Below are 26,142 nucleotides of genomic sequence, written 5' to 3'. Positions count from 1 at the left end.
CTGGGGGGAAAATCCCCCCTCCCCTGACGACTTGCTCTGCTGGCTGGCTCAGTGCTTGCGCTTGCGACGGTGGTCGCGAATCACGAAGCCGATCCAACCTGCCATGAAAGCGACCATCATCGCGACGGTTACCAGCCCGAAAACGACTGCATCATCCCAGTACATGGTGGTTTCTCCCCGTCACCTGATGTGATGGGTTCACTCTAGCCGGTTGACGCTCATGGAAAACTGACCTGCATCAAATTTCGCCTCGGCCGCCTGGAACGCCGCGCAGCGAATTGATGCAGGTCAGTTTTTCGAGGGGATTCGGGGGGCAGGAGGTCAGGGAACCTTGCGATCCTCGACCTGGGACGGCTCGACCCCCGCGGCAAGGGGATGCCCCTTGGCCAGCTCGGCGCGCGTCGCTTGGCGCACCTCGAGCACTTCCAGCGCATAGCCCAGGGTGTGCCCGGCCAGGGGGTGATTGGTGTCAATCACTACCGTATCGTCACCAACCTCGCGCACGGTGACGATCTGGGGGCCGTCGTCCCCGGGGGTCTGAAAGCGCATGCCGGGCGCCAGGCCCTCCTGGGGGAAGGCGCCGCGACCGACCTGCTGGACCAGGTCGTCGTTGCGCTCGCCGTAGGCCTCTTCGGGAGGCAGCGTGACACTCAACCTGTCGCCGGCCACGTGGCCCGCCAGGGCGCGCTCGAGGCCGGCCAGGATGTTGTCGTGGCCATGCAGGTACTCGAGGGGCTTGGCACGGGCCCGCGAGTCGTCGAGTACATGGCCCCGCTCATCGCGGAGCACATAGTGCAGGGTCACGACCCGCTGCGGGGCGATGTTCATGGCGGTCTCCTTTGGTCGTTGGCGGGGCTGGTGCCAGGCGATCACGAGCGCGGGCGCAGGTTCGCCACGGGCATCTCCAGCTGCTGCTGGCGATTGAGCAGGTTGAGCAGCACGATGGCCCGCTCGTCGCCCTTGTGACTGGCAAAGACCGCCTGCAGATCCTTGAACGGCCCTTCGGTGATCTCGACCTTCTCGCCGGCGCGAAAATAGACGTTGGCGACGTTCTCCTGGCCCTGGGCGCCCTGCTCACGCAGCATGGCCACCAGCTCCTCGGCGACCGGCAAGGGTCGGTCGCCGAAGGTGACGATCCTGAGCACGCCACGGGTCGAGCGGATCGGTCGCCAGTTGCTGGCGACGCGGTCGAGACGAATGAACAGGTAATGGGGAAACAGCGGCTCATCCAGCCATACCAGCTTGCCGCCACGCTTCTTCTGGACCTGCAGAATGGGGTGGAACAGCTCGTAGTCCTGGTTGGCGAGGTGCTCCGCGGCACGGAAGGACTCCCCTCCCTTGCACTGAACGACATACCAGCGCGGCAGGCTATCGTTCTCGTCTTCGATCGGCTGACGTTCGCTGTGGCTCATGAAGGTCTCCTACCGGGATATCCTGCTGGCATCGATGCCGGGCCTCTGCAACAATCGAGCGGCCGAACAATGGGGCCTGCCGGGCCGCCCGCCTCCGCCGAGCGGTGGGCCATTCTAACACTGTTGCCGGCAGCGGGCCGCCCCACCGGCCATCTACCATCGAGGAGTGTCGCCACGCATGACCATCCCCACCCCTCAGCGTAGCTGGGGAGCCGCCCTGAGCATTTACCTGCGCGCCCCCGTGATCACCATGCTGTTCCTGGGCTTCTCGGCCGGCTTGCCGTTCCTGCTGGTGTTCTCGACCCTTTCGGCCTGGCTGCGCAGCGACGGTGTCCAGGTAGCCGCCATCGGGTTCTTTGCCTGGATCGGCATGCTCTATTCGATCAAGTTCTTCTGGGCACCGGTGGTGGATCGCCTGGCCCTGCCCGCGTTGACGCGCGCCTTCGGCCAGCGACGCGGCTGGATGCTGCTGGCCCAGGCGATGATTGCCGGCGGGCTGGTGGGTCTGGCCAGCCTCGACCCGCAGCAGAACCTGGCGCTGGTGGCCGGCTTCGCCCTGCTGGTGGCCTTCGGCTCGGCCACCCAGGACATCGCCATCGATGCCTTTCGCATCGAATCGGCGCCGGACGACATGCAGGCGGCCATGGCCTCGACCTACATCATCGGCTATCGCGGCGGGCTGCTGGCCGCCGGGGCCGGCGCCCTCTACGTGGCCGCATGGCTCTCCTGGCAGGCCGCCTACCTGACCATGGCGCTGCTGGTCGGCGTGGGGGTCATCACGGTGCTGCTGCGCCCCGAACCCGAGCGGCTGTCGCTGACCACCCAGTTGATTCACGAACCCCGAGTGCGCGCCTTCATTCGCCTCAGCCGCGGCAAGCCGCGCCTGCTGCGCCGGATGGGTGCCTGGCTGATCGGCGCGGTGGTGTGCCCCTTCACCGATTTCGTCTCCCGGCATCGGCTCAAGGCGCTGTGGCTGCTGGTGTTCGTGGCGGTGTTCCGCATCAGCGACCTGGCGATGGCCTCGATGGCCAATCCGCTCTACATCGACATGGGCTTTTCGCTGGAGACCATCGCCAACGTCACCAACGTGTTCGGCATCGCCATGAGCATCGGCGGCGGCATCCTGGGCGGGCTGCTGGTGGCGCGCTACGGCATCGGCCCGATCCTGGTGCTGGGGGCGACGGCGGCGACCTTGACCAACCTGCTCTTCGCCGGCCTGGCGCTGGCCGGCCAGAGCCTGCCGATGCTGGTGATGGCGATCGTCGGCGACAACCTGGCCAATGGCCTGGCCAGCGCGGTGTTCATCGCCTTCCTGTCGAGCCTGACCTCGCGCGCCTACACCGCGACCCAGTACGCGCTGTTCTCTTCACTGATGACACTGCCGGGCAAGTTCCTGAGCGGCTTCGGCGGGATGGTCGTGGCGGCGGAGGGTTACGCCACCTTCTTCGTCATTTCCACGGCGCTGGGGCTGCCGGCCATCGCGCTGGCGATCTGGATCAGCCGCGACAAGGCACTGGTGCCGCCCCCCGCCCCCCGCGCGGCCTGACGCAGCGTCTCAGGCGTCGATCTGCTCCTGCAGCCACGCCAGCGCTCCCGGCGTGGTGCGCCACTGGTCGCGCATCAGCGTCCGGTACTGCCATGCCTCGGCGCGGGTGCCGGGCTCGGCGACGCTGTCCGGGCCCGACGGCACGGGACGGGTCTGCTCGGCGCACAGCATGGGCAACGCATGGGGGTTGTGGCGGCGCACCTCGCGCAGCGCCTCGTTGGCCTCGTCGAGGCGCTCCAGCCGGAACAGCGCCAGCGCCCGACCCATCAACAGCCCCAGAACCGGGGTGTCATCGCGGCGGGTCTCGGTCACGGCCAGCGCCTCACGGTCGCGCCCCTCACGCAGCAGCTGGTCGAGCACCAGCTCCTGCAGGCCCAGGCTGTCCTGGTCGTCGAGCGTCAGCAGCCGCTCGGCCAGGCGACGGGAGCGCTCCCGAGCCCCTCGCTCCATGCCGACCACGAGGGCCAGGCCGGTACGCAGCAGCACGGCATTGTCGGCACTGTCCCACAGGAAGGGACCCTCACCCTCGCCGCGGATCCGCTCGAGCCAGCGCTCCAGGCGATCGGCGAGCGGCTCGAACAGGCTCGGCGACATCCACGGCAGGCTGCCGAAGCGGCTGGTCAGGGCCAGGGTGAGCGACTCCACCACTCGCGGCGAGTCGAGCCACTCGGGATGCGCGCAGAGTTCGCGCAGCCAGTCACCGGCCTGGATCCAGGGATCGCCCTTGAGGCCCAGCGCGCTCTCGTCATCCACCTCGACCTGGAAATGCTTCTGCCAGGCGGCGTACAGGGTGTCCTCCCGCGCGCTGCTGTGGTACTCCAGCTCCCCTGCGGCCGTGCGGCGCACGTCCAGGCCGCGCGCAGTGGGCAATTCCGCCAATAGCTCCTGCAGCGAGGCCAGCGGCTCGGCCAGGTCCTCCTCGGCGTTGAGCAGCTGGTCGGCCAGGGTAGCGCCGGGGTTTTCCGCCAGGTCGGCGAGGAACTGCAGCTGGTCAGGCTCCAGTTCGCCCTTGCGCGCCAGGCGCCGGAACCAGAAGCGCGCGCGTTCGGCGGCCTCCTCCTCGTGCCCCTCGTGCAGCAGCAGCATGGCCTCGATATAGGCCAGGGTCGGCGAGTCGGGCAGCGCCTGCTGGGCGCGCACGAAGGCGGAACGGGCGCTGTCGAGGTCGTCGTTGTCCAGGTGCATCAGGCACAGCCGCTCCAGGGCCACGCCGCGCAGGAACAGCGGGCCGCGCTCGAGCACCTCGTCGAGCAGTTCGGCACGCTTGCGGATGAAGCCGCGCTCCTGGTAGAGATCGATCAACAGCTCGAAGGCCGGCTCGGCCTGGGCCGGCAGGCGCGACCAGTCGGCACGCTGGAACAACGACTCGAGGATCTGCTGGGCACGCCCGCGCTGGCCCGTCTCGGCGGCGATCAGCCCGGCCTCGAGCAGGGCCTGGGCGGGGGCATGGCCGCTCTCGAGCGCCGCCTTGAGCGTGGGCCCCTTCCAGTCGCGCAGCGAAAGCATCCACATCAGGTGGTCGGGTACTTCGGCGGGCATCGCGACGGCACCGCAACAGTGCTTGGTCTTGCGCCCGGAGTCGCACCAGCAGGGTTCGTTGCGGCCGGGGCGCGCCAAGGGTTCGCAGGTAAAGCCGGCGCGTTCGAGCGGGGTCTGGCTCCACAGGATCGGTGCCAACGCCTGGGCCATGGCCAGGTCGCCGCCCATCAGCTCGGCACCCTCCTCACGCGCCCAGGCCATCAGGGCCGGATAGCGCTCCTCCTCACGGATGGCTGCCAGGGCCCCCGACGCATAGCCCAGCAGCTGTTCCACCCATACTGCCAGCATCACACTCTCCGCCAGTTCAAAAGGCGAATATAGTAACAGGGAAGCGCGGCTCGGTGCTGCACGCAAGAGCGGTCGCACATGGCTCAACGCCTCGCCCAGGCCAGCAGTGGCCGGGTGCGGGCGTGCATGTCGAGGCGGGCCCCCAGGCGCACCAGATTCCAGTAGTGCCCGTTCAGCGTGCGCGACAGCAGCAGCACGTCGGCCGGCGGCTGCAGGCGGTCCATGGCCGCCCAGACTCGGGGCGTGAGATCGCGCAGGCGGCGATGCACTCGAACGTCCGAAAAGTCCTGGGGCCCGGGCGCGAACAGCGGCGCCACCGCCTCGGCGGCATCGCGATAAAGCGCCAGCGGCGCCCCCTGCCCCTGGCGCCCGCCCAGCCGGCGCAGGGCCTCATCCATGGCCATGGGGTCGCCGGCCAGGGTGGCGTCGAGCAGCTGCATCATCGCCTTGAGGTGCGCCTCGGGCACCGGGATCACCGCGCCCAGGTCGTAGATCACCAGCCGGCCTGCCGCGTCGACGGCGAAGTTGCCGGCATGCGGGTCGGCGTGCAGTTCGCCGTGGACGAACAGTTCCTCGGTGAGCCAGTCGGCCAGCGTCGCGGCGATGCGCTGACGCAGGGTGTCGTCCGCTCCTTCCAGCTCGCGCAGCGGCGTACCGGCCACATGGCGCATGGCCAGTACGCGCGGGCCGGAGAACTCGGGAAGCGGCTCGGGTATCGCCAGGCCCGCCAGATGCGCATAGCGCTGGCGATAGCGCGCCAGGGCGCAAGCCTCGGCGTGATAGTCGAGCTCGCTGCGCAGGCTGGCAGCCAGTTCCTCGAACAGCGCATCCAGGCGCGCCTGGGGCACCTTGAACCAGCGCCCCAGGCGCATGATGCGCTGGAGCTGAGCCAGGTCGCCCTCCAGCACCTCGGCCAGCCCCGGGTACTGTACCTTGAGCACCAGGGAATCGCCGCCATGGGTCACCGCACGATGCACCTGTCCCATGGAAGCACTGGCGAAGGGCCTGGTTTCGATCTCGCGGAAGTTGTCGCCCAGCTCGCCGTACTGCTCGACCAGGGTACGCTGTATGCCTTCCCACGGCATCGGCTCGGCCTGGCGCTGCAGGCGCCCAAGCTCGTCGGCGAGGTCCGGCGGCAGCAGGTCGTCCCACTGCGCCATGATCTGGGCCAGCTTCATCGCCGGGCCCTTGAGTTCGGAAAGCCCCTCGAACAGGGCCTCGCCCAGCGCGCGCCAGTCCGCCTCGCCGCCGAGCCGACTGCGCAGCAGGGTGCCACCGGTACGCGCCCCGAGTCCGAACAGTCGCCGTGTCCTACCCCGTTCCCGCATGATGGCACTCCTCTGCCTGACGGTGGCCTTCGCAACGGGGATGGTACCGCACGCGGCGCCCTAACCCCCTGGCCTCGATGGTCGATTACTGTAAGAATATCCACCAACACGACTGCACGGAAGGGTGACATGCGCCTGATCATCGCCGAAAAACCCAGCCTGGCCCGGGCCATCGCCGACGCCCTGCCGGGTGGCGTACGCCGCGAGGACGGTGCCCTTCACGCCGGCGACAGCGTGGTGACCTGGTGCCTCGGACACCTGCTGGAGCAGGCCCCGCCCGATGCCTACGACCCCGCCTTCAAGCAGTGGCGACTGGACCATCTGCCAATCCTGCCAAGCCGCTGGCAGCTAACCCCGCGGCCCAAGGCCAGGGGGCAGCTCGCCGTCATCCGCAAGCTGCTCAAGCAGGCCCGCGAAGTGGTGCATGCCGGCGATCCGGATCGCGAAGGGCAACTGCTGGTTCAGGAAGTGATCGAACACCTTGGCTGGAAGGGGCCGGTGGCACGCCTGCTGGTCAGCGACCTCAACCGGCCGGCGGTGCAGCGCGCCCTGGCGCGACTGGAAGACAACGCCCGCTACCAGCCGCTCTACCGGGCCGCCGAGTCGCGCGCCCGCGCCGACTGGTTGTACGGCATCAACCTCACTCGTGCCTGGACCTTGACCGGGAGACAGGCCGGCCACGAGGGCGTGCTCTCGGTGGGCCGGGTACAGACCCCGGTGCTCGGGCTGGTGGTCCGCCGTGACGCCGAGATTCGAGGCTTCGTCGCCTACCCCTTTTACGTATTGTGGGTCGACCTGGCGATCGCCAACGGCCAGCTGCGCGCCTGGTGGCAGCCCGGCGAAAGCCACCGACTCGACGACCAGGGGCGGCTGCTCGAACGCGCACCGGCCGAGGCCTTGGCCGCGCGCCTGCGCGGCGCCGAGGGACGGCTCACCTCGCTCGAGACACGCCAGAAGCGCCAGTCGGCCCCGCTGCCCTATTCGCTCTCGGCGCTGCAGGTGGACGCCGCGCGCCGCTTCGGACTCTCCGCCCAGGCGGTGCTGGACATCTGCCAGCGGCTCTACGAGCGCCACAAGCTGATCACCTACCCTCGCTCGGACTGTCGCTACCTGCCCCAGGAGCACCTGGCCCAGGCGCACGCGACCCTGAGTAGCGCCTGCGGCCAGGATGAGACCCTTCGCGGCTGGCTCGCCGGCGCCGACTTCGCCCTGCGCTCCAAGGCCTGGGACGACAAGAAAGTGGGCGCTCACCATGCCCTCGCCCCCACCGGCAAGCCGGCCGCACTCGAGCGGCTGGAGCGCGCCGAGGCCGACGTGTTCCGCCTGATCGCACGCAACGTGCTGGCCCAGTTCTACCCACCCTTGATCGCGCGCGAGGTCAAGGCGGAGTTCAGCATCCTCGACGAGTGCTTCCGCGCCAGCGGCCAGGAGCTGCTCCAGCCCGGCTGGAAGCCGCTGTTCACCACCCGCGAGGAGGCGCCGCCGCTGCCGGCCATGCGCGAGGGAGAGCCCTGCCGGGTCCAGGCCTGCGAGGTCGAGGAGCGCGAGACCCGACCGCCCGAGCCGTTCACCGACGCCAGCCTGATCAAGGCGATGATGAACATCGCCCGCTACGTGGACGACCCCGCGGTCAAGCGCACCCTGCGTGAGCACGACGGACTGGGCACCGAGGCCACCCGTGCCGGGATCATCGAGACCTTGATCGAGCGCGGCTACCTGGTGCGCCGACACAAGACCCTGCGCGCCACCCGCCTCGGCAGCGGCCTGATCGCCTCGCTGCCCGAGGCCGCTTCACGCCCGGAGCGCACCGCCTTGTGGGAGCAGCGCCTGACGGCCATCGCCGAACGCGACGACGACCCCGCACCGTTCCTCGCCGCACTGGTCGATGACCTGCGCAGCCTGCTGGGCAGCGCCGATGCGGGCCGGCTGCGCCAGGCCATGGCCACGGCACAGGGCGAAGCCACCGACGTGGCGAAACGGCGCACAGCGGCCGGCAAGAGCCGACGTGGGCGCAGCGCCTCGGCCCGGACACGCCGCAAGCCACGCGCGAAGGCATGATGCCGCTTGCTCTGGCAACCCGCCGCGGTATGCTGGCTGCCGGTGTTCGTCTCACAAGGCTTCACATGAACGACCAGACCCACCTGATCGTGGGCCCCGGCGCCCTGGGCCGCCTGCTGGCGCTGTCCCTGGCCGAGGTCGCACCGGTGGCGCTCGCCGGGCGGCGGACGCTGCCCGCGATCCAGACGCTGACCACACCGGACGGCAGCCGCCGGTCCCGCCGCGTTGCGACGTTCGAGGTCGGGCGACTGCCATCCGCGACGCCGGCCTTCGTACACCTGACCACCAAGGCCTACGATGCCGAAGCCGCCTACGCTGCTGTCATGGCGCGGCTGGCCGGCGCGCCGACGCTGGTGCTGTGGCAGAACGGCTATCGGGTACAGCCCGACCTCGACCGCCGCCATCCGGGGCCGGTGCTGTGCGCCTCCACCACCGAGGGGGCCTGGCTGGCCGGTGACGACGGCGTGGTGCATGCCGGCCGTGGCGTGACCTATGTCGGCGACCTCGCCAATCGCCACTCCCGGCGCTGCCTTGAGCTGGCTACCCTGCTCGGCCAGGCGGGGCTGGCCGCCGATGCTGTGGAGGACATCGAAACGCGACTGTGGCACAAGCTGGCGGTGAACGCGGCCATCAACCCGCTGGTGGCGCGCTTTCGTATCCGCAACGGCCAGCTGCGCGATCGCCCCTTCCGCCCCATGGTGGAGCGGGTCATCGACGAAGTGGCCAGGATCATGGCGGCAGAGGGCATTTCGCCCCCCGCAGGAGGCTGGGACGCGCTGGTGTGGCGGGTGGTGGCGGCAACCGCCGGCAACCGCGCCTCCATGTTGCAGGACGTGCTGGCCGGAAGGCCCACGGAGCGCGAGGCCATTCTCGGGCCCCTGCTGGCCGCCGCCCGTCGTCACGATATCGCCGCCCCCTGCCTGAGCGAACTCGACGACTCCCTGCTCGTCGCCCCGAGCCAGCGTTGAGAAGTCGTCTGGCGATCGCGCTATCGTGCTGCTAAGCTCTTGTAATTAGCTTCGTACGCCCAAGCTAGGCGCGTGTTTCGCTTCGCCGGTTCCGGAAAGCGACGCGTATCGCACAGGGAAATGGGTCAGAAACATGAGCACGTGTTTCAGAGGTGCCATCACCGTGGCCGCCGGCCTCACGCTGTTGCCCCTCGTGGCCATGGCAGATGCAGGCTTGCCTCAGGGTGAGCGCGCCCCCCCGTACAGCGAGCAAGCCGCCTACGCCGAGGCCTCTCGCGACCTGCTGGCATCCCTGACCTTCTCACCGCTGAATCGACCCTCCTACGCCAGCAGAACCAGCGACCTGATGTACCTCGACAACGGGGTCGTGCTGGAGGGGGGCGACCTCGAGACGCTCGATGGCCACACTTCGGGCTTTCGCGTGACGGCGGGGTTCTCGCCCGCAGACCTGCCACACCTCGACCTCGGTGCCGAGTTCACCTATCGCGAAAGCGATGAGGTCCCGACCCGCTACGCCGACCAGGCCATGCTGGTCAACACGACCACCCTGGGCGGCAGCCTGGTCGCAGGGGTACGCATGGGCCGGTTCGGGCTCTACGCCAAGTCGGGTTTCGCCGAGTGGGAGGGCGACCCGGTGACCCAGGGCGAGCCGCTTTACGCAGCGGCGAACGGCACCGCCCGCATCCAGGGCTTCGGCGCCCGACTTCAGCACAACCGGCTGGTGAGCCGGCTGGAGTTCGAGGAGATCGACGCGCCCAGCATGGCCCACCTGAACCTGATCACGGCCTCGCTCCACTACGCTTTCTAGGTGGCCGGCCCTGCTTCGGCGTGCCGAACCATAGATCGTTTAGGTTGGCCCTACCCCTATTGTCATAGCCGGGTGTTCTTACGCATCATGGCCTATAGTGAACTGGCTGGTCGCGCACTGCCGTGGCCACCATCCCTGAACCTGTTCCTGGAGTCACGAAGATGAGTCTCAGAATCGGCGATACCGCGCCCGATTTCACGGCGCAAACCACCCAGGGTACGCTGAACTTTCACGAATGGATCGGTGACAGCTGGTGCATTCTCTTCTCGCACCCCAAGGACTTCACCCCGGTGTGCACTACCGAGCTGGGCTACATGGCCAGGCTCAAGCCCGAGTTCGACAAGCGCAACACCAAGATCATCGGCCTGTCGGTGGATCCGGTCGACAACCACGCCGCCTGGGCCAAGGACATCGAGGAAACCCAGGGCACCGCGCCCAACTACCCGATGATCGGCGACGACAAGCTCGAAGTCGCCAAGCTCTATGACATGCTGCCCGCCGAGGAGAGCGGCAGCGCCGAGGGCCGCACGCCGGCCGACAACGCCACGGTGCGTTCGGTGTTCATCATCGGGCCGGACAAGAAGGTCAAGGCGATGCTGGTCTACCCGATGACCTCGGGCCGCGACTTCAACGAGGTGATGCGCCTGCTCGATTCGATCCAGCTCAACGCCAAGCACACCGTGGCTACGCCGGTGAACTGGCGACCCGGGGACGATGTGATCATCCCCCCAGCGGTCAGCGACGAGGAGGCCAAGAAGAAGTACCCGGAAGGCTTCACCACCATCAAGCCCTACCTGCGTACCGTCAAGCAGCCCCAGTAAGACACGGCTGAACCTACTGCACATGAATCGCCCCGGCCAAGCCGGGGCGATTCATGTCTGGGCGTAACGACAGGACCAAGGCACGAGCGCAGACACTCGTTAGCCCGTGTTGCGCAACCCCGCGGCAATCCCCGCCATGGTCACCATCAACGCGCGCGAGAGTTCGCCGCTGATGGCGCCGTCGGCGTCGCGGTTACGTTGCAAAAGCTCCGCCTGGAGGCCATGCAGCGGGTCGATGTAGGGGTTGCGTACCTCGATCGCCTGGCGGATCAGAGGGGTCTGTTCCAGCAGCTGCGGCTGGTCGAGAATTTCCAGCACCACCGACTGCAGCCGGGTGAAGCGCTGGCGCAGCTGGGCGCCCAGCTCCTTGAGCGCCGGCTCGTCGACCAGGCGCTGTTCGTAGTAGGAGGCGATGCCCACGTCAGCCTTGGCCAGCAGCATCTCCAGCATGTCCAGGTAGGTGCCGAAGAAGGGCCAGCGATCGCGCATCTCGCGTAGCACCTCGAGGCCGCCCTCCTCCTCGATCCGCGCCGAGAACGCTTCGCCGCTGCCCAGCCAGGCCGGCAGCATCAGGCGAATCTGGGTCCAGGCGAAGATCCACGGAATTGCACGCAGGGTCTCCACCCCGCCATCCTGGCGACGCTTGGTCGGGCGCGAGCCCAGCGGCAGATGCCCCAGCACGCCCTCCGGCGTCACCGCGCGGAAATAGGGCACGAAGTCGGGATCCTCGCGTACCACGCCGACATAGGCGCGGTGGGCGATCCCGGCCAGCCGGTCCATCTCCTCACGCCAGTGCGGCTCGGGCGCCGGCGGCGGCAGCAGGCTCGCCTCCAGCACCGCACAGGCGTAGATCTCCATGGAACGCAGGGCGATGTCGGGCTGGCCGAACTTGAAGCGGATCATCTCGCCCTGCTCGGTGACGCGCAGGCTGCCGTTCACCGAGCCCGGCGGCTGGGACAGGATGGCCGCATAGGCCGGACCACCGCCGCGCCCCACCGCACCGCCGCGGCCATGGAACAGGGTCAGGTCGACACCGTGGTGACGGCACACCTCCACCAGCCGCTCCTGCGCGCGGTACTGGGCCCAGGCCGCCGCCAGCTGGCCGGCGTCCTTGGCCGAATCGGAGTAGCCGATCATCACCTCCTGGCGCTCGCCGGCCAGTGCCCGATAGCCCGGCAGCGCCAGCAGGCGGTCGATCACGTCGCCGGCGCGGTTGAGGTCGTCGAGAGTCTCGAACAGCGGGGCGATGGGCAGCGACACGACACCCCCGACCTCCTTCATCAGCAGTGCCACCGTGAGCACATCGGATGGCTGGCCGGCCATGGAGATGATGTAGGTGCCGAGCGCCTCGGACTGCTCGTTGGCGATGACCAGGAAAGTATCGAGAACCTCGCGGGTCTCGGCCGAGCACTCCCAGCGCCTCGGGATCAGCGGCCGGCGCGATTCCAGCTCGGCCAGCAGGAAGGCCTGGCGCTGCTCCTCGCTCCAGTCGCGGTAGTGACCGAGCCCCAGGGTCTGGGTCAGTTCCTCCATGACCAGGGCGTGGCGGCTCGCCTCCTGGCGGATGTCGAGCTTGGTCAGGGTCACGCCGAATACCGCCACTCGACGCAGGGTGTCGAGCAGGGCGCCGTTGGCGATGGTGTCGAGGCCCACATCGCACAGCGAACGGTAGCAGGTGAGCAGCGGCGCGTAGAGCTGGTCGCTGTTCTCGATGATCGGACCACCCTCGTAGCTGCGCCCGTCGAGCTGGGCCTTGGCCCAGTCGCGGGTCGCCTCGACCCGCTGCAGCAGGCGCTTGAGCAGCTCGCGGTAGGGCTCGGCGACGTTGCCCACCTCGGCGCGCAGCGCGCTGTTGCACTTCCACATGGAAAGCTCGGCCTTGAGCTGTTCCAGGTCGCGCAGGTAGAGGTCCGCCGCCATCCAGCGCCCCAGCAGCAGCACCTCACGGGTGACCCGCGAGGTGACGTTGGGATTGCCGTCGCGGTCGCCGCCCATCCACGAGGCGAAGACGATCGGTGCGGCATCCAGCGGCAGGCGCTCGCCGGCGGATTCAAGCAGCAGGCTGTCGAGATCGCGGTGGAACGCCGGCACCGCCTGCCACAGCGAGTTCTCGATCACCGCGAAGCCCCACTTGGCCTCGTCCACCGGCGTCGGCCGTTCGTGACGGATCTCGTCGGTGTGCCAGGCCTGACTGATCAGCTCCTCGAGGCGCCCACGGGCGCGGCTGGCCCGCTCGGGATAGTCCAGCGAGGATTCGATCACGGTGAGGCACTCATCGATGGCATCGTACTTCTGGATCAGGGTTCGCCGGATGACCTCGGTGGGGTGGGCGGTCAGCACCAGCTCCACGCGCATGGTGGCCAGGCTCTCCACCAGCTTGCGCGGCGCATGGCCGGCATCGCGAGCCCGCTCGAGCAGTTCCGACAGCACCGGCTGCGAACCGGGCTTGTAATCCTCCACGCGACGAAAGCGCGCCCGGTAGTGCTGCTCGGCGATGTTGGCCAGGTTGAGGAACTGGTTGAACGCACGGGTGACCGGCAGCAGGTCGCGGTCGGGCAGCTTGCGCAGGTACTCGATCAGCTCGCGACTGCTCTGCACGTCCCCCTGTCGGCCGCTCTTGGCCAGGCCGCGGATGGTCTCGATGCGGTCGACGAAGCCCTTGCCCAGGTCATCGGCGATGGTGCGGCCCAGGCTGTCGCCGAGGATGCGTACGTTGTCGCGTAGGGATTCGTGCAGATCGCCACTCATGGCCGATCTCCTCCTGAAGTCGATTCGAAATGTCCCGCTGAGGGTGCGGAAGCTGTGCGCTCGAGCTGCTTGGCCTCTTGCCAATGCGCCTCCATGGTGGCCAGGTCGACGTCGCGGGTGGTCACGCCGCGCTCGGCCAAGGCCGATTCGACGTGGCGGAAGCGCCGCTCGAACTTGGCGTTGGTCTCGCGCAGGCACTGCTCGGGGTCGGCCTTGAGGGTACGCGCCAGGTTGGTCACGGCGAACAGCAGGTCGCCCACTTCGCGTGCCGCATGGCGGTGGTCGCCCTCGGCCAGGGCCTGCTCGACCTCGTCGAGCTCCTCGCGGATCTTGGCGATCACGCCGGCGGCATCGGGCCAGTCGAAGCCCACCCGGGCCGCGCGCTTGGAGAGCTTGGCGGCACGCGAGAGCGCCGGCAGCAGGCGCGGCACGTCGTCGAGCACCGAGGCCGGCGTCTCCTCCTCGCCGCGGGCGGCACGTTCATCTGCCTTGAGCGACTCCCAGCGGCTGTTGACCAACTGCGTCTCGACCTGCTCGGCACTCACGCCGGGCGGGCGACGCGACGCCAGGGTACCATCGGGAAAGACGTGGGGATGGCGACGCACCATCTTGTCGGTCAGGGTGTGCACCACGTCGTGGAAGTCGAAGCGCCCCTCTTCCCGGGCGAACTGGCTGTAGTAGACCACCTGGAACAGCAGGTCGCCGAGTTCGCCGGGCAGCTCCTCCCAGGCACGACGCTCGATGGCATCGGCCACCTCGTAGGCCTCCTCGAGGGTGTGCGGCACGATGCTGTCCCAGTCCTGCTCGAGATCCCACGGACAGCCCTGCCCGGGGTCGCGCAGCACGGCCATCAGCGTCAGCAGGTCGTCGATGGCGTGGCGGGTCTCGCTCATGGGCCGCTCCCCTTGTGCTTGGCTCCCTTGGCGCCCGTGCGCAGGCGCTGGACCTCGATCACGTTGGACAGCTGCTGGATGCGCGAGAACAATCTGCCCAGCGTCTCCAAGCCATCGACTTCCACGGTGATGCGCATGCGGGCGATGCCGTCGCGGGTATCGGTCAGGGTGTTCACCGACAGCACGTTGACCTTCTCGTTGCCGAGAATGCCGGTGACGTCGCGCAACAGGCCGGAACGGTCCCAGGCCTGTATCTCGATGTCGACCGGGTATTGGGTACGGGCACGCTGCCCCCACTCCACCTCGATGACCCGCTGCGGCTCGTCCAGGCGCAGCTGCAGGATGTTGGGGCAGTCCTGACGATGCACGGTGACGCCGCGGCCCTGGGTGATGAAGCCGACGATCGGCTCGCCGGGCACCGGATGGCAGCAGTTGGCCATGCTGGTCTTGAGATTGCCCACGCCGAGCACGGTGATGTCGCTGGCGGCCCCCTTGCCCGAGTCGCGCCGCGGCTTGGCCAGCAGGCGATCGAGCTGCTCCTGGTCGTCGGTCTCGCCGAACAGCTGCTGGGCCTGGTGCAGTACCTGGCCGATGCGAAGGTCCCCCGCCCCCAGCGCAGCGTACATGTCCTCGGGGGTCTGGTAGTTGACTTTCTGCGCCAGGGTGGCGAGGTCCATGTCCTCCACGTCGAGACGCTTCATCTCGCGATCGAACAGCGCCTTGCCTTCCTCCAGGTTCTGCTCGCGGGCCTGGTGCTTGAACCACGACTGGATCTTGGCCCGCGCGCGCGAAGTGCGCACGTAGCCGAGGCTGGGGTTGAGCCAGTCGCGGCTGGGACCGCCCTTGCTGGCGGTGAGGATCTCGACCTGTTGGCCGGTCCTTAGCTTGTAGGTGAGCGGCACGATGCGGCCATCGACCTTGGCCCCGCGGCAACGGTGGCCGACCTCGGTATGCACCCGGTAGGCGAAATCGATGGGCGTGGCGATGCGCGGCAGGTCGATGACGTGGCCGTCCGGCGTGAACACGTAGATGCGGTCCGGCGCCACGTCGCTGGAGAGCCCTTCGCGCAGGTCGCTGAAGTCGCCGACCTCGTCCTGCCACTCGAGGACCTGGCGCAGCCAGGCGATCTTCTCCTCGTAGCTGGTACTCTTGCCGCCGGTGTCGTGCCCCTTGTAGCGCCAGTGGGCGCAGACGCCGAGCTCGGCCTCGTCGTGCATGGTGAAGGTGCGGATCTGGATCTCCAGCACCTTGTTCTCGGGCCCCAGCACGGCGGTGTGCAACGACTGGTAGCCGTTCTTCTTGGGGTTGGCGATGTAATCGTCGAACTCGTTGGGCACGTGGTGCCAGCGCGAGTGCACCAACCCCAGCACGGTGTAGCAGTCGGCCACCTCCGGCACCAGGATGCGCACCGCGCGCACGTCGTTGACCTGGGAGAAGTCGATGCGCTTGCGCTTCATCTTGCGCCAGATCGAGTAGATGTGCTTGGCGCGACCGTTGACCTCGTACCGGTTGATGCCCTGGGCCTCGAGCATGCCCTTGAGGGTTTCGACCACGTCGTGGATGTAGCGGTCGCGGTCGAGGCGCTTCTCGGCCAGCTGACGGGCGATCGCCTTGTAGTCGTCCTCGTGCAGGTAGCGGAAGGAGAGGTCCTCGAGCTCCCACTTGACCTGACCGATGCCCAGCCGATGGGCCAGCGGGGCATAGATGTCGAACACCTCGCGGGCCACCTGCAGGCGCTTCTCGCGCGGGGCGTCCTTGACCTGGCGCAGCGCACAGGTGCGCTCGGCGATCTTGATCAGCGCCACGCGCACGTCGTCGATCATCGTGACCAGCATCTTGCGCAGGTTGTCCTGCTGGTCGTGCTGGACCAGGCCTTGGCTGGGCACCTGGGCGTTGCTGATGGCCGCCATCTGCAGCACGCCCTCGATCAGGTGCGCCACTTCCTTGCCGAACTGGCGCGCCACGGCATCGGCAGAGATCAGCCCTTCGCGCACGGCGCGATAGAGCACGGCGGCTTCGAGTGCCGGCTGGTCGAGCTTGAGCAGGGCCAGGATGTCCGCCATCTCGAGGCCCATGCGGTAGGTCGTGTCCTGGGGCAGCCAGGCCTTGTGGGGGCGGTCGGCCTCCCGGGTAAGGCGCCTGGCGAGTTCACACGCCTCGCGCATTTCCCCCGGGTCGCGCAGCTTGACGTCTTCCTGAAGGCGCTCCAGCCAGTGACCGATATCGACGTCACCATTGTCCGTCAGTGGCTGGTCGTCGCGAACTTTCACCATCTCTAGGCTCCTTGCGATGACGGCCGCGTTGCACCGTATTCGAGCAGCAACAGGGACTCCAGGTGCGAGGTGTGCACGAACATGTCGGCCACCGCCACCCGAGTGAGACGATAACCGCCATGCACGAGTCGTGCCGCATCGCGCGCCAGCGTGGCAGGGTCACAGGCAATGTAGACCAGCCGCGCCACGGGGCGTTCGATCAATGCGCGACACACCGCATCGGCCCCGTCGCGGGGCGGATCCAGCACCACCGCCTCGGGCGCGAGCCGTGCCAGGAGCTGGGCCACGGCCACCTGGTCGTTGAGGTCGAGCTGCTGGGCCTCGATGTCGAGCCCGTTGCGCCTCGCATTGTGCTGAAGCCTGGCGACCATGGCAGGGCTGCCCTCCGCCGCCGTGACCACGGCGCCATCGAGCGCCAGCGGCAGGCCGAAATTGCCGATGCCGGCAAACAGGTCCAGCACGCGCTGGCCGGCCACCGGCGCCAGCCACTGCCGCGCCGTCGCCACCAGCGCCCGATTGATCTGGTCGTTGACCTGGATGAAATCACCCGGCGCAAAGCCGAGCTCGAGTTCCGCGTCGCCCCCGGGCAAGCGGTAGTCGAGCGCCGGCGCCTCGCCCAACCACTCCAGGCTCGGCGCCTCGCGCCCCAACAGGCGAGCCACGCCGACGCCATGGGCTTGGCCGAACGCCTGCCAGCGATGCCGGTCTGCGCGGTTGTCGCGCAGTTGGCGCACCACCACCACGCGATGCGTGGCGGATGCCACCAGCTCGAGGTGCCCGACCAGGCGTGGCGCTTCGAGCCCTGCCAACAGCTCGCGCAGCGGTTCGAGCAGCGCCGACAGGTCGGGTTGCAGCACCTGACAGGTCTCGATGTCGATCAGCCGGCTGGCGTGACGTGCGCGAAAACCGAGATGCACGCGCCCCTGGGCATCCACCTTGACGCCCAGGCGGGCTCGTCGGCGGTAGCCGAGCGCCTCTCCCGCCAGCAATTCGGGCGGCTCGGCCAGTTCGAGGCCCTCTCGCTGGAGCAGTTCGACGAGTACCGTCCGCTTGTGCTCGCGCTGGGCTTCGACGGCGAGATGCTGCAGGTCGCAGCCGCCGCACTGGCCATAGTGGAGGCAGGGAGGCTCGGCCCGCTCGGCCGCCGGCTCGAGCAGCTCGCGGACATGGGCCTCGTCGTAGCGCTTGCGCGTGCGGTGTACCGCCACCTCGACGCGCTCACCGGGCAGCGCCCCTTCGACGAACAGGGTCTTGCCGCTGGCCGCATGCGCCACGCCCCGGCCATCGTGGGCGAGCCGTTCGATGACCACCGTCGCCTCTGCCGCCGCTGTCGCGGCAGCCGGTGCGTCGCCCCCACGTCGTTGCAGCCCCGAGACGCCGGTTCGCTGTCGCGCCGGCCGTCGCTTGCCAAGCATTGCCACCTCAAGCCTCCGGAGCGAACAGCCCGGTCGAGAGATAGCGATCGCCGCGGTCGCAGACGATGAAGACGATCACCGCGTTCTCGACGCCCTCGGCAACGCGCAGTGCGCCCGCCAGGGCTCCCCCGGACGAGACACCGGCCAGAATGCCCTCCTCCCGGGCCAGGCGTCGCATGTGCTCTTCGGCCTCGTGCTGGCCGATGTCGAGCACGCGGTCGACCCGGCTGGCATCGAAGATGCTGGGCAGGTACGCCTTGGGCCAGCGCCGGATGCCGGCAATGCTGGCGCCGTCCTCCGGCTGCAGGCCGATGATCTGGATGTCGGGGTTGCGCTCCTTGAGGTACGCCGATACGCCCATGATCGTTCCCGTGGTGCCCATGGAACTGACGAAGTGGGTGATCGTGCCGCCGGTCTGCTCCCACAGCTCGGGGCCGGTACCGCGGTAGTGCGCCAGCGGGTTGTCGGGGTTGGCGAACTGATTGAGCGGCTTGCCCTCGCCGCGCGCGATCATCGTCTCGGCCAGGTCGCGCGCCTCCTCCATGCCGCCCTCCTTGCTGACCGTGATCAGCTTGGCGCCATAGGCCGCCATGGCCTGCTTGCGCTCGCTCGAGGCGCTCTCCGGCATGATCAGGATCATGCGGTAGCCCTTGATCGTCGCGGCCATGGCCAGCGCGATCCCGGTGTTGCCCGACGTGGCTTCGATCAGGGTATCGCCTGGCGAGATGTCGCCCCGGGCCTCGGCCTGCTCCAGCATCGACAGTGCCGGACGATCCTTCACCGAGCCGGCGGGATTGTTGCCCTCGAGCTTGGCCAGCAGCGTGTTGTTGCGCCCTGCCGTGATGTGCTTGAGGCGAATCAACGGCGTATGCCCAACGATATCCTCGATGGTAGGGAACTGCATGTAAGCGTCCTTAGGGTAAGGTCTTTTCGCTAGTATATCCGTGCCGTCAAGCGCTGGACAGGCATGCCTCGACAATGTGGCATACTGAGCGGAAAGGCCCGTGACCAAGGAATGCCGATGTCGCTCGGAAATCGCCTGACGCTGTGGATACTGTGTCTTCCCCTGCTGGTGCTGTTGCTCGTGGCGGCATTCGTGCTGCACCTGGATACCGAATGGCGCAAGGCGGCCCTGCACGACCGCATCATTACCGCCGTCGAACAGCAGGCCCCCGAAATGGCCCGGGCCGTCATCGAGGCCGACCAGTCGCGGCTGGACGGCATGGCCAGGCGCCTGCTGGACATCGAAGAGGCGCGCGGCGTGGGGATCTATTCCGACAGCGGCATGATCCAGCTGGAGCTGGGCCGCAATCGCGCCCAGGTCGCGACGACGCCACCGCTCGAGCAACACCTCGACACCAGCAGCGACCTCTGGCGCCTGATGGTTCCGCTCGCCCCCACCGACCTGGAGGGCAGCGTGACCAGCCGCACCTGGCTGGAGCTCGACGTGGACAGCCGCCCGCTCACCCTCGGCTACTATCGACGCCTCGCCATCACGGGGCTGGGCCTGCTAATCCTCGGGCTGCTGCTGTTCGTGATCGCCTCGGCGCTCGGCCGGCGGGTGGACACCAGCCTGGACGATGCCGCCGAGGCATTGCGGCGGCTGCGTGGCGGCGACTTCGAGGCGCGCCTGGTCGAGGCCGGCGCCCCCGAGCTGCGGCGCCTGGCGCGCCATGTGAATGCACTCGGCGATGAACTCAGGCAATCCCACGAGAACATGCAGCGCCAGATCGAGCAGACCACCACCGACCTGGAAGAGTCGATGGAGACCATCGAGATAAAGAACATCGAACTCGACCTGGCCCATCGCAGGGCGCTCGAAGCCAACCGGATCAAGTCCGAGTTCCTGGCCAGCATGAGCCACGAGATACGCACCCCGCTCAACGGCATCGTCGGCTTCTGCCGCCTGCTGGGACGCTCGCGCCTCGAACCTCGCCAGCGCGAGTGGCTCGACCAGGTGCAGATCGCCTGCGACAACCTGCTCGCCCTGGTCAACGATGTGCTCGACTTCTCGCGCATGGAGGCTGGCCGCCTCGAGCTGGACCGCGCCGAACTGGACATGGTGTCGCTGGTCGACGAGGCGCTGGGCCAGCAGGCACCGCTGGCCCATCAGAAGGGGCTGCACCTGCTGGGCCTGGTCTACGACGACGTGCCTTCGCTGCTGCGTGGCGATCCGCTGCGCATCCGCCAGGTACTGACCAACCTGATCCACAACGCGCTGAAGTTCACCGAACAGGGCGAGGTCATCGTGAGGGTGATGCTCGAGGAGCAGAACGCCCAGGGCCGCGCCCTGCTGCGCGTCAGCATCAGCGACACCGGGATCGGGCTCACCCCGCAGGAACAGCACAGCCTGTTCCAGGCCTTCCGCCAGGCCGCCGCCAGCCACTCGCGCCACTATGGCGGCTCCGGGCTGGGCCTGGCGATCAGTCGCCAGTTGGTCGAGCAGATGGGCGGACAGATCACCGTGGAGAGCGAACCGTCACGGGGCTCGACGTTCTCCTTCACGTTGCCGCTGGACGTCATCGACGCCGCAGAGCTTGCGCCCGACCCCATCCTCGACAACGACCGGGTCGCCCTCTACGAGCCGCACGCGCCGACGCGTCACGCGCTGAATCACCTGCTCACGCTGTGGGGCGGCCAGGTGGAAGAGCTGCACCAGCCGGAGCTGACGCCGCCCTACCCGTCGCTGCTGGTCGCGGCGCTGCCCACCGAGCTGAACGAGGCGCTGCTCGACGAGTGGCGGGCGAGACTGCAGGCGAGCCCCTGCCCGGTATTGCTACTGGTCAACGTCGCACCGCTCGACATGCCGGACCTGCACCTGCCCGGCGGCTGCGAGATCCTCAGCAAGCCGGCGTCGCGCCAGGCCCTGGCGGATGCCCTGCGCCGCTGCAGCAAGGCGAAACGCTGCCCTGACACCGTCAAGGAGCGTCAGACCCGCGTGCTGGTCGTCGATGACAATGCCATCAACCGCCGCCTGCTGCGCGAATTGCTGCAGCGCCCCGGCCTGGAACTGGTCGAAGCCGCCAGCGGTGAAGAGGCCCTGGCGCTGGCAGAGGGTCCCCCCTTTCACCTGGCTCTGATGGACATACGCATGCCGGGCATGGACGGCATCGAGACCACCCAGGCCCTGCGCCGCCTGGGCGGACACTGGTCGAACTGCCCGGTCATCGCGGTCACCGCCCATGCGCACGAGAGCGAACGCGAGCGGCTGCAGGCGGCGGGGATGCAGGAAGTGCTGGTCAAGCCGGTGGATTCCAACCGCCTGGAGGCCGTTCTGCATCGCCATGTCGGCCCGGCGACGTTACTGCCCACGCTGCCCGCCGCGCAGGAGTCAGGGCTCGCCAGCGAGCTGGCCGTCGTCGACATGGGGCTCGGCACCCGCCTGGCCAACGGCAACGAGCGCCTGGCGCGCGAATTGCTGGGCGAGCTCGTCGCGTCGCTACCGAAGACCGTGGGCGAGCTGCGCGACGCCCTGGCCACCGGCGACCCCGAGAAGCTGCTGGACGTGGTGCATTCGCTCAACGGCGCCTGCCGCTACTGCGGTGCGCCCGAACTCGCCCTGGTGGCGGAAACGCTGGAAACGCGCCTGCGCTCGCGTGGGATGTCAGACGTCGACGCCTTGATCGACGACCTGTTCCAGGCCATCGAGCGCCTCGGCGAGTGGCATGCCGCGTATCAGGAGTACCCTTCCAGCACGACCATCGCCAGCGCCAGCTCGGCCTCGTCGCTCAAGGACAGATGAATGGCCCGGACCCCTGCCGTGGCGGCAAGCTCGTGAGCCCGCCCCGACAGCATCAATGACGGGCGACCCAGGGCATCGTTGGTCACTTGGATCTCGGCCCAGCGCATGCCATGACGCAACCCGGTGCCCAGCGCCTTGACGAAGGCCTCCTTGGCGGCGAAGCGCTTGGCGAGAAACGCCGCCCGGTCGCCACGCCTGGCCAGTTGCTCACGCTCCAACTCACCCAGCACGCGTGCCGGAAAGCGCTCCCCGTGGCGCACCATGGCGGCCTCGAAGCGCGCCACCCGGGCGATGTCGGTGCCGATGCCGATGATCATGCGTGATCGTGGTCGTGGTCGTGCGCCTCCAGCGAGGCGACGAAGCCAGCCTCCTGGCCGGCGATCACCAGCCGCTTCATCTCCGCCACCGCTTCCTTGAGCCCGACGAACAGCGCCCGGGCGATGATGGCATGGCCGATGTTGAGCTCGTGCAGCCCCGGAATCGCCGCGATCGCCTCGACGTTGTGGTAGTGCAGGCCGTGGCCGGCATTGACGGTGAGCCCAAGCTCCAGCGCCATCTCTGCCGCCGCCGTCAGCCGCGCGTGCTCCTGCCGCGCCGCTTCGCCGGTGCACTCGGCATAGGCCCCGGTGTGCAGCTCGATCACCGGCGCCCCGGCGCGACTGGCCGCCTCGATCTGGTCGGGCTCGGGGTCGATGAACAGCGACACCTCGCAGCCCACCGCCGCCAGTCGCCGGCAGGCGGCGGAGATCGCATCGATATTGCCGGCCACGTCCAGGCCGCCCTCGGTGGTGAGTTCCTCGCGTTTCTCGGGCACCAGGCAGACGTGCGCCGGGCGGACCTCCTCGGCCAGCGTCAGCATCTCCTCGGTCACCGCCATCTCCAGGTTCATGCGCGTGTTGAGCACCTCGGTGAGAAGGCGCACGTCGCGCTCCTGAATGTGCCGTCGATCCTCGCGCAGGTGCACGGTAATGCCGTCGGCGCCGGCTTCCTCGACCAGCAGCGCCGCCTGGACGGGGTCGGGATAGCGCGTGCCGCGCGCCTGACGCAGCGTAGCGATGTGATCGATATTGACGCCGAGCAGTATGCGCGGGGGATGCATGACGTTCTCCAGCGGGTCGATAGGAAACACTTTCAGTGTGAGGGGGAACGGCGCCGCTCGGCAAGCTGGCGCATCAGCTCGCGGGAGCGCAGCGGACGCGAACCGAGCAAGGGAGCCAGCGCCGCACGTGCAATCGCCTTGGCTGGGCCGGCCAGGCCCGGTGCCGCCCAGTCGCCGCCGGCCAGCAGGCGCAGGGTGCGCCCGTCGAGCCCCGGCTCGCCGGGCACGAAGGCCCGCGATGCGGTATCGAAGCGATAACGGCCGTGAGGGTCGAGTTCGCCGCCTTCCGGCGTGGTAAAGCGCGGCGAGGCGTCCAGCGTATCGAGCAGGGCGAATTCCAGGCGCCGCAGCGCCACGGCACGGCCCTCCGGGCGTGGCAACGCCTCGAGCAGGGCGGCATAGAAGGCGAACACCTCCGGCGTCGGCAGCTCGACCGGCAGCGTTCGCGTCAGCAGCTCGTTGGCGTAGAGGCCGCACAGCAGGCCCTCGCCGGCGAGCAGCGCCGCCGCGCCGCGGCTCTCCATCAGGCGCAGGCGCTTGAGCTCGCCTTCGCCCACCCAGGTCACGTGCAGCGGGGCGAAGGGCTGCAGCCGACCCCGCGAGCGCGAGCCTGGGCGCTGCACCCCTTGGGCCACCGCGCGCACACGGCCATGTTCGAGGGTGAACAGCTCGACCAGTGCACTGGTCTCGCGATAGGGGCGTTTATGAAGGAGAAAGGCCGGCTGCGGCTGCATGGTGGGTCGCCTGAACGAAGTGGGGACAAGCGCAGACAGGTCGGGGCAGTCTCAGTCCAGGTCGTAACCCAGGCTCTTCAGCGCCCGCTCGTCGTCCGACCAGCCGCGCTTCACCTTGACCCACAGGTTGAGCATGACCTTGGCGTCGAATGCGCGCTCCATGTCGAGCCGCGCCTCGCGGCCGATGCTCTTGATCCGCTCGCCCTTGTCGCCGATGAGGATCTTCTTCTGTCCGTCTCGCTCCACCAGGATGAGCGCGCTGATATGAACCACCCTGCCCTCGTCGCGGAACTCCTCGATCTCCACCGTGACCTGGTAGGGCAGCTCGTCGCCGAGCTGGCGCATGATTTTCTCGCGCACCAGCTCGGCCGCCAGGAAACGCTGGCTCCGGTCGGTGATCTGATCGTCGGGAAAATGATGCGTCCCCTCGGGCAGATGCTTGGCCACTTCCGCCTCGAGCTCCGGCACGTTGGTGCCATGCTTGGCCGAGATGGGAATGATGGCGGCAAAGTCGCGCCGCGCTCCGACCTCGCCGAGCCACGGCAGCAGCGTGCTCTTGTCCTCGAGCCGGTCGACCTTGTTGACCGCGAGGATCACCGGCGCCTCGACGTGCTCGAGCCGCGCCAGCACCACCTGATCCTCGTCGGTCCAGCGCGTGCGGTCGATGATGAAGACCACGCAGTCGACGTCGCGCAGGGCCTGGGTGGCCGCCTGGTTCATGAAGCGATTGATCGCCTTGTTACGGTCGCGCCCGAGGATGTGGATGCCCGGCGTATCGACGTAGATGAACTGCGCTTCCCCCTCGGTCTTGATACCCATGACCTGATGCCGGGTGGTCTGGGGCCGGCGTGAGGTGATCGAGACCTTCTGACCGAGAATCCGGTTCATCAGGGTCGACTTGCCGACGTTGGGGCGACCAACGATGGCCACGAAGCCACATGTCTCGCTCATGCTTTCTGTCCCTTGCGATTCTCCAACTGGAGCAGCGCGAGTTCGGCGGCCTGCTGCTCGGCGTGGCGGCGGCTGGACCCAGTGCCCAGGGTGTGGGAAGCCAGCAGTTCGACGTGACACTCCACGGTGAAGGTCTGGTCGTGGGCCTCGCCCTCCACCGAGACGACCTCGTAGCGCGGCAATGGCGACTGGCGCGACTGCAGAAACTCCTGCAAACGGGTCTTGGGATCCTTCTGGGTGTCCTGCAGGTCGATCGACTCCAGGCGCTCGGCGTACCAGGCCAGCACGCGGGCCCGGGCCACGTCCATGCCGGCATCGAGATAGATCGCCCCGAGCACGGCCTCGACCGCGTCGGCGAGGATCGAGTCGCGCCGGTGCCCGCCGCTCTTCATCTCGCCGGAACCCAGGCGAAGGCACTCGCCGAAGGCCATCTCGCGGGCCAGCTCGGCCAGGGTCTGGCCACGTACCAGGCGCGCGCGCAGACGCGACAGCTGCCCTTCCCGGGCCTGCGGGAAGCGTTCGTACAAGGCCTCGGCGATGACGAAGTTGACGATGGAGTCGCCGAGGAACTCCAGACGCTCGTTGTTCTGGCCTCCGAAGCTGCGGTGGGTCATGGCCAGTTCCAGCAGCGAGTCGTCGCGAAAACTGTGGCCGATGCGGCGGCTGAAGGCGGTAAGGGATTTGCTCACGTCATTCCTGTTATTTCTGGTCCATCAATGGATGCGGCGAACCTGGGTAAAGCTGGGCAAGCCACCATCCCAGTGCATCCACACGGCGAACGCCCGGCCGACGACGTTCTCCTCGGGCACGAAGCCCCAGTAGCGGCTGTCGTTGGAATGATCGCGGTTGTCACCCATGGTGAAATAGTGCCCGTCGGGCACGACGATCTCGCGCACGCGGGGACCCGGGTCACGTGGGTTATTGTAGATACGATGGCTGACCTCGCCCAGTCGCTCCTCCAGCAGCCACTCGCCGGGCGCCGAGGAAGGCGTCTCGTCCAGCAGTTGCTTGGGCACGAGTTCTCCATTGACGTAGAGCTGCTTGTCCTCGTAGCGCACGGTGTCGCCCGGCAGCCCGACCACCCGCTTGATGAAGTTCACCGAGGGTTCGCTGGGAAAGCGGAATACCATCACGTCGCCGCGCTCGGGCTCGCCGAGTTCGAGGACGCGGGTATGGGTCACCGGCAGGCGCAGGCCGTAGGCGTACTTGTTGACCAGGATGAAATCGCCCACCTCGAGGGTCGGACGCATCGAACCGGAAGGGATCTGGAACGGCTCCACCAGGAAGCTGCGCAGCAGCAGCACCACCAGCAGCACGGGGAAGAAGGAGCGCGCATAGTCGACCGGCCAGGGCTCCTTCATCGCCCGCTCACGGGCGGTCTCGTCGAGTCCTTCGGTGGTGCCCGCCTCCACGGCGGCCAGCCTCTGGCGCCGGGCGGGACGCAGCCAGACGATGTCGAGCAGCCAGATCAGGCCGGTGGCGGCCACGGCCACCACCAACAAAAGTGAAAAATCCATAG

The 26,142-nt window shown here is 68.2% G+C and carries 22 protein-coding genes; 6 read left to right on the top strand and 16 right to left on the bottom strand.

Features of this window, described 5'->3' with window-relative positions; all coding sequences use genetic code 11:
* Positions 1-48: 48 nt before the first annotated feature.
* The 3 genes from ccoM to rfaH form a co-directional block, all read right to left on the bottom strand.
* Positions 49-165 carry a cytochrome c oxidase subunit CcoM gene (ccoM, locus tag HNO51_RS21135; protein WP_276571223.1) on the bottom strand — a complete coding sequence of 39 codons (117 nt, stop codon included), beginning with the start codon at positions 163-165 and terminating at the stop codon, positions 49-51.
* A 156-nt stretch (positions 166-321) separates the two neighbouring features.
* On the bottom strand, positions 322-828 hold the full coding sequence (locus HNO51_RS07945; RefSeq protein ID WP_197450528.1) for an FKBP-type peptidyl-prolyl cis-trans isomerase: 507 nt from the start codon (positions 826-828) through the stop codon (positions 322-324).
* A 41-nt stretch (positions 829-869) separates the two neighbouring features.
* Positions 870-1,412 carry a transcription/translation regulatory transformer protein RfaH gene (gene rfaH / locus HNO51_RS07940; protein ID WP_197450527.1) on the bottom strand — a complete coding sequence of 181 codons (543 nt, stop codon included), beginning with the start codon at positions 1,410-1,412 and terminating at the stop codon, positions 870-872.
* A gap of 178 nt (positions 1,413-1,590) precedes the next feature.
* On the opposite strand from rfaH, the gene HNO51_RS07935 reads away from it, so the two are divergent.
* Positions 1,591-2,958, top strand: coding sequence for an AmpG family muropeptide MFS transporter (locus HNO51_RS07935; protein WP_209538888.1), 1,368 nt, complete (start codon positions 1,591-1,593; stop codon positions 2,956-2,958).
* Positions 2,959-2,967: 9 nt separating this feature from the next.
* On the opposite strand, the gene HNO51_RS07930 is transcribed toward HNO51_RS07935, so the two are convergent.
* Both HNO51_RS07930 and HNO51_RS07925 read right to left on the bottom strand, forming a co-directional pair.
* Positions 2,968-4,785: an SEC-C domain-containing protein gene (locus HNO51_RS07930; protein WP_197450525.1), complete on the bottom strand. Its 1,818-nt coding sequence runs from the start codon at positions 4,783-4,785 to the stop codon at positions 2,968-2,970.
* Between the two features lie 83 nt (positions 4,786-4,868).
* Positions 4,869-6,113, bottom strand: coding sequence for an ABC1 kinase family protein (locus tag HNO51_RS07925; protein ID WP_209538887.1), 1,245 nt, complete (start codon positions 6,111-6,113; stop codon positions 4,869-4,871).
* A gap of 129 nt (positions 6,114-6,242) precedes the next feature.
* Between HNO51_RS07925 and HNO51_RS07920 the strand changes: the two genes are divergently transcribed.
* From HNO51_RS07920 to HNO51_RS07905, 4 genes are all read left to right on the top strand, one after another.
* Positions 6,243-8,171, top strand: coding sequence for a DNA topoisomerase III (locus HNO51_RS07920; RefSeq protein WP_209538886.1), 1,929 nt, complete (start codon positions 6,243-6,245; stop codon positions 8,169-8,171).
* A 65-nt stretch (positions 8,172-8,236) separates the two neighbouring features.
* Positions 8,237-9,139: a ketopantoate reductase family protein gene (locus tag HNO51_RS07915; RefSeq protein ID WP_209538885.1), complete on the top strand. Its 903-nt coding sequence runs from the start codon at positions 8,237-8,239 to the stop codon at positions 9,137-9,139.
* 133 nt (positions 9,140-9,272) lie between these two features.
* Positions 9,273-9,947, top strand: coding sequence for a hypothetical protein (locus HNO51_RS07910; protein WP_197450521.1), 675 nt, complete (start codon positions 9,273-9,275; stop codon positions 9,945-9,947).
* Positions 9,948-10,108: 161 nt separating this feature from the next.
* The gene (locus tag HNO51_RS07905) at positions 10,109-10,768 is read left to right on the top strand and encodes a peroxiredoxin (RefSeq protein ID WP_197450520.1); all 660 of its coding nucleotides are present in this window, start codon (positions 10,109-10,111) and stop codon (positions 10,766-10,768) included.
* Positions 10,769-10,867: 99 nt separating this feature from the next.
* Here the strand turns inward: HNO51_RS07905 and ppc are convergent, their stop codons facing one another.
* From ppc to cysM, 5 genes are read right to left on the bottom strand one after another with little or no spacing between them, the layout of a single operon-like run.
* On the bottom strand, positions 10,868-13,516 hold the full coding sequence (gene ppc, locus HNO51_RS07900; protein WP_209538884.1) for a phosphoenolpyruvate carboxylase: 2,649 nt from the start codon (positions 13,514-13,516) through the stop codon (positions 10,868-10,870).
* A complete protein-coding gene (gene mazG / locus HNO51_RS07895; RefSeq protein ID WP_209538883.1) occupies positions 13,513-14,409 on the bottom strand; it encodes a nucleoside triphosphate pyrophosphohydrolase in 897 nt (298 codons plus the stop codon). The genes ppc and mazG overlap by 4 nt, the downstream gene beginning before the upstream one ends.
* A complete protein-coding gene (gene relA / locus HNO51_RS07890) occupies positions 14,406-16,682 on the bottom strand; it encodes a GTP diphosphokinase (protein WP_197450517.1) in 2,277 nt (758 codons plus the stop codon). The genes mazG and relA overlap by 4 nt, the downstream gene beginning before the upstream one ends.
* 2 nt (positions 16,683-16,684) lie before the next feature.
* Positions 16,685-18,103 (bottom strand): TRAM domain-containing protein, encoded by a 1,419-nt coding sequence (locus HNO51_RS07885; protein ID WP_209538882.1) that lies wholly within the window; start codon positions 18,101-18,103, stop codon positions 16,685-16,687.
* 1 nt (position 18,104) lies between these two features.
* On the bottom strand, positions 18,105-19,001 hold the full coding sequence (cysM, locus tag HNO51_RS07880) for a cysteine synthase CysM (protein ID WP_197450515.1): 897 nt from the start codon (positions 18,999-19,001) through the stop codon (positions 18,105-18,107).
* Between the two features lie 117 nt (positions 19,002-19,118).
* Here cysM and HNO51_RS07875 point away from each other — a divergent pair, with 117 nt between their 5' ends.
* Positions 19,119-21,839, top strand: coding sequence for an ATP-binding protein (locus tag HNO51_RS07875; RefSeq protein ID WP_209538881.1), 2,721 nt, complete (start codon positions 19,119-19,121; stop codon positions 21,837-21,839).
* On the opposite strand, the gene acpS is transcribed toward HNO51_RS07875, so the two are convergent.
* Genes acpS through lepB form a run of 6 tightly spaced genes read right to left on the bottom strand, consistent with a single transcriptional unit; the run spans position 21,773 to position 26,140 of the window.
* Positions 21,773-22,156 carry a holo-ACP synthase gene (gene acpS / locus HNO51_RS07870; RefSeq protein WP_209538880.1) on the bottom strand — a complete coding sequence of 128 codons (384 nt, stop codon included), beginning with the start codon at positions 22,154-22,156 and terminating at the stop codon, positions 21,773-21,775. The genes HNO51_RS07875 and acpS overlap by 67 nt on opposite strands.
* A complete protein-coding gene (gene pdxJ, locus HNO51_RS07865) occupies positions 22,153-22,938 on the bottom strand; it encodes a pyridoxine 5'-phosphate synthase (protein WP_209538879.1) in 786 nt (261 codons plus the stop codon). Before pdxJ ends, acpS begins: the two co-directional genes overlap by 4 nt.
* Positions 22,939-22,970: 32 nt before the next feature.
* Entirely contained in the window at positions 22,971-23,672 is a 702-nt protein-coding gene (gene recO, locus HNO51_RS07860) for a DNA repair protein RecO (RefSeq protein WP_209538878.1), read from the bottom strand.
* Between the two features lie 51 nt (positions 23,673-23,723).
* On the bottom strand, positions 23,724-24,623 hold the full coding sequence (gene era / locus HNO51_RS07855) for a GTPase Era (RefSeq protein WP_197450510.1): 900 nt from the start codon (positions 24,621-24,623) through the stop codon (positions 23,724-23,726).
* Positions 24,620-25,312 carry a ribonuclease III gene (rnc, locus tag HNO51_RS07850; protein ID WP_197450509.1) on the bottom strand — a complete coding sequence of 231 codons (693 nt, stop codon included), beginning with the start codon at positions 25,310-25,312 and terminating at the stop codon, positions 24,620-24,622. The genes era and rnc overlap by 4 nt, the downstream gene beginning before the upstream one ends.
* Before the next feature lie 24 nt (positions 25,313-25,336).
* On the bottom strand, positions 25,337-26,140 hold the full coding sequence (lepB, locus tag HNO51_RS07845; RefSeq protein ID WP_197450508.1) for a signal peptidase I: 804 nt from the start codon (positions 26,138-26,140) through the stop codon (positions 25,337-25,339).
* Positions 26,141-26,142 lie beyond the last annotated feature (2 nt).

This window comes from Billgrantia sulfidoxydans, assembly GCF_017868775.1.
Classification (GTDB): domain Bacteria; phylum Pseudomonadota; class Gammaproteobacteria; order Pseudomonadales; family Halomonadaceae; genus Halomonas; species Halomonas sulfidoxydans.
The sequence above is the reverse complement of the archived record's forward strand: the minus strand, read 5'-3'. Positions and strand labels throughout refer to the sequence as shown.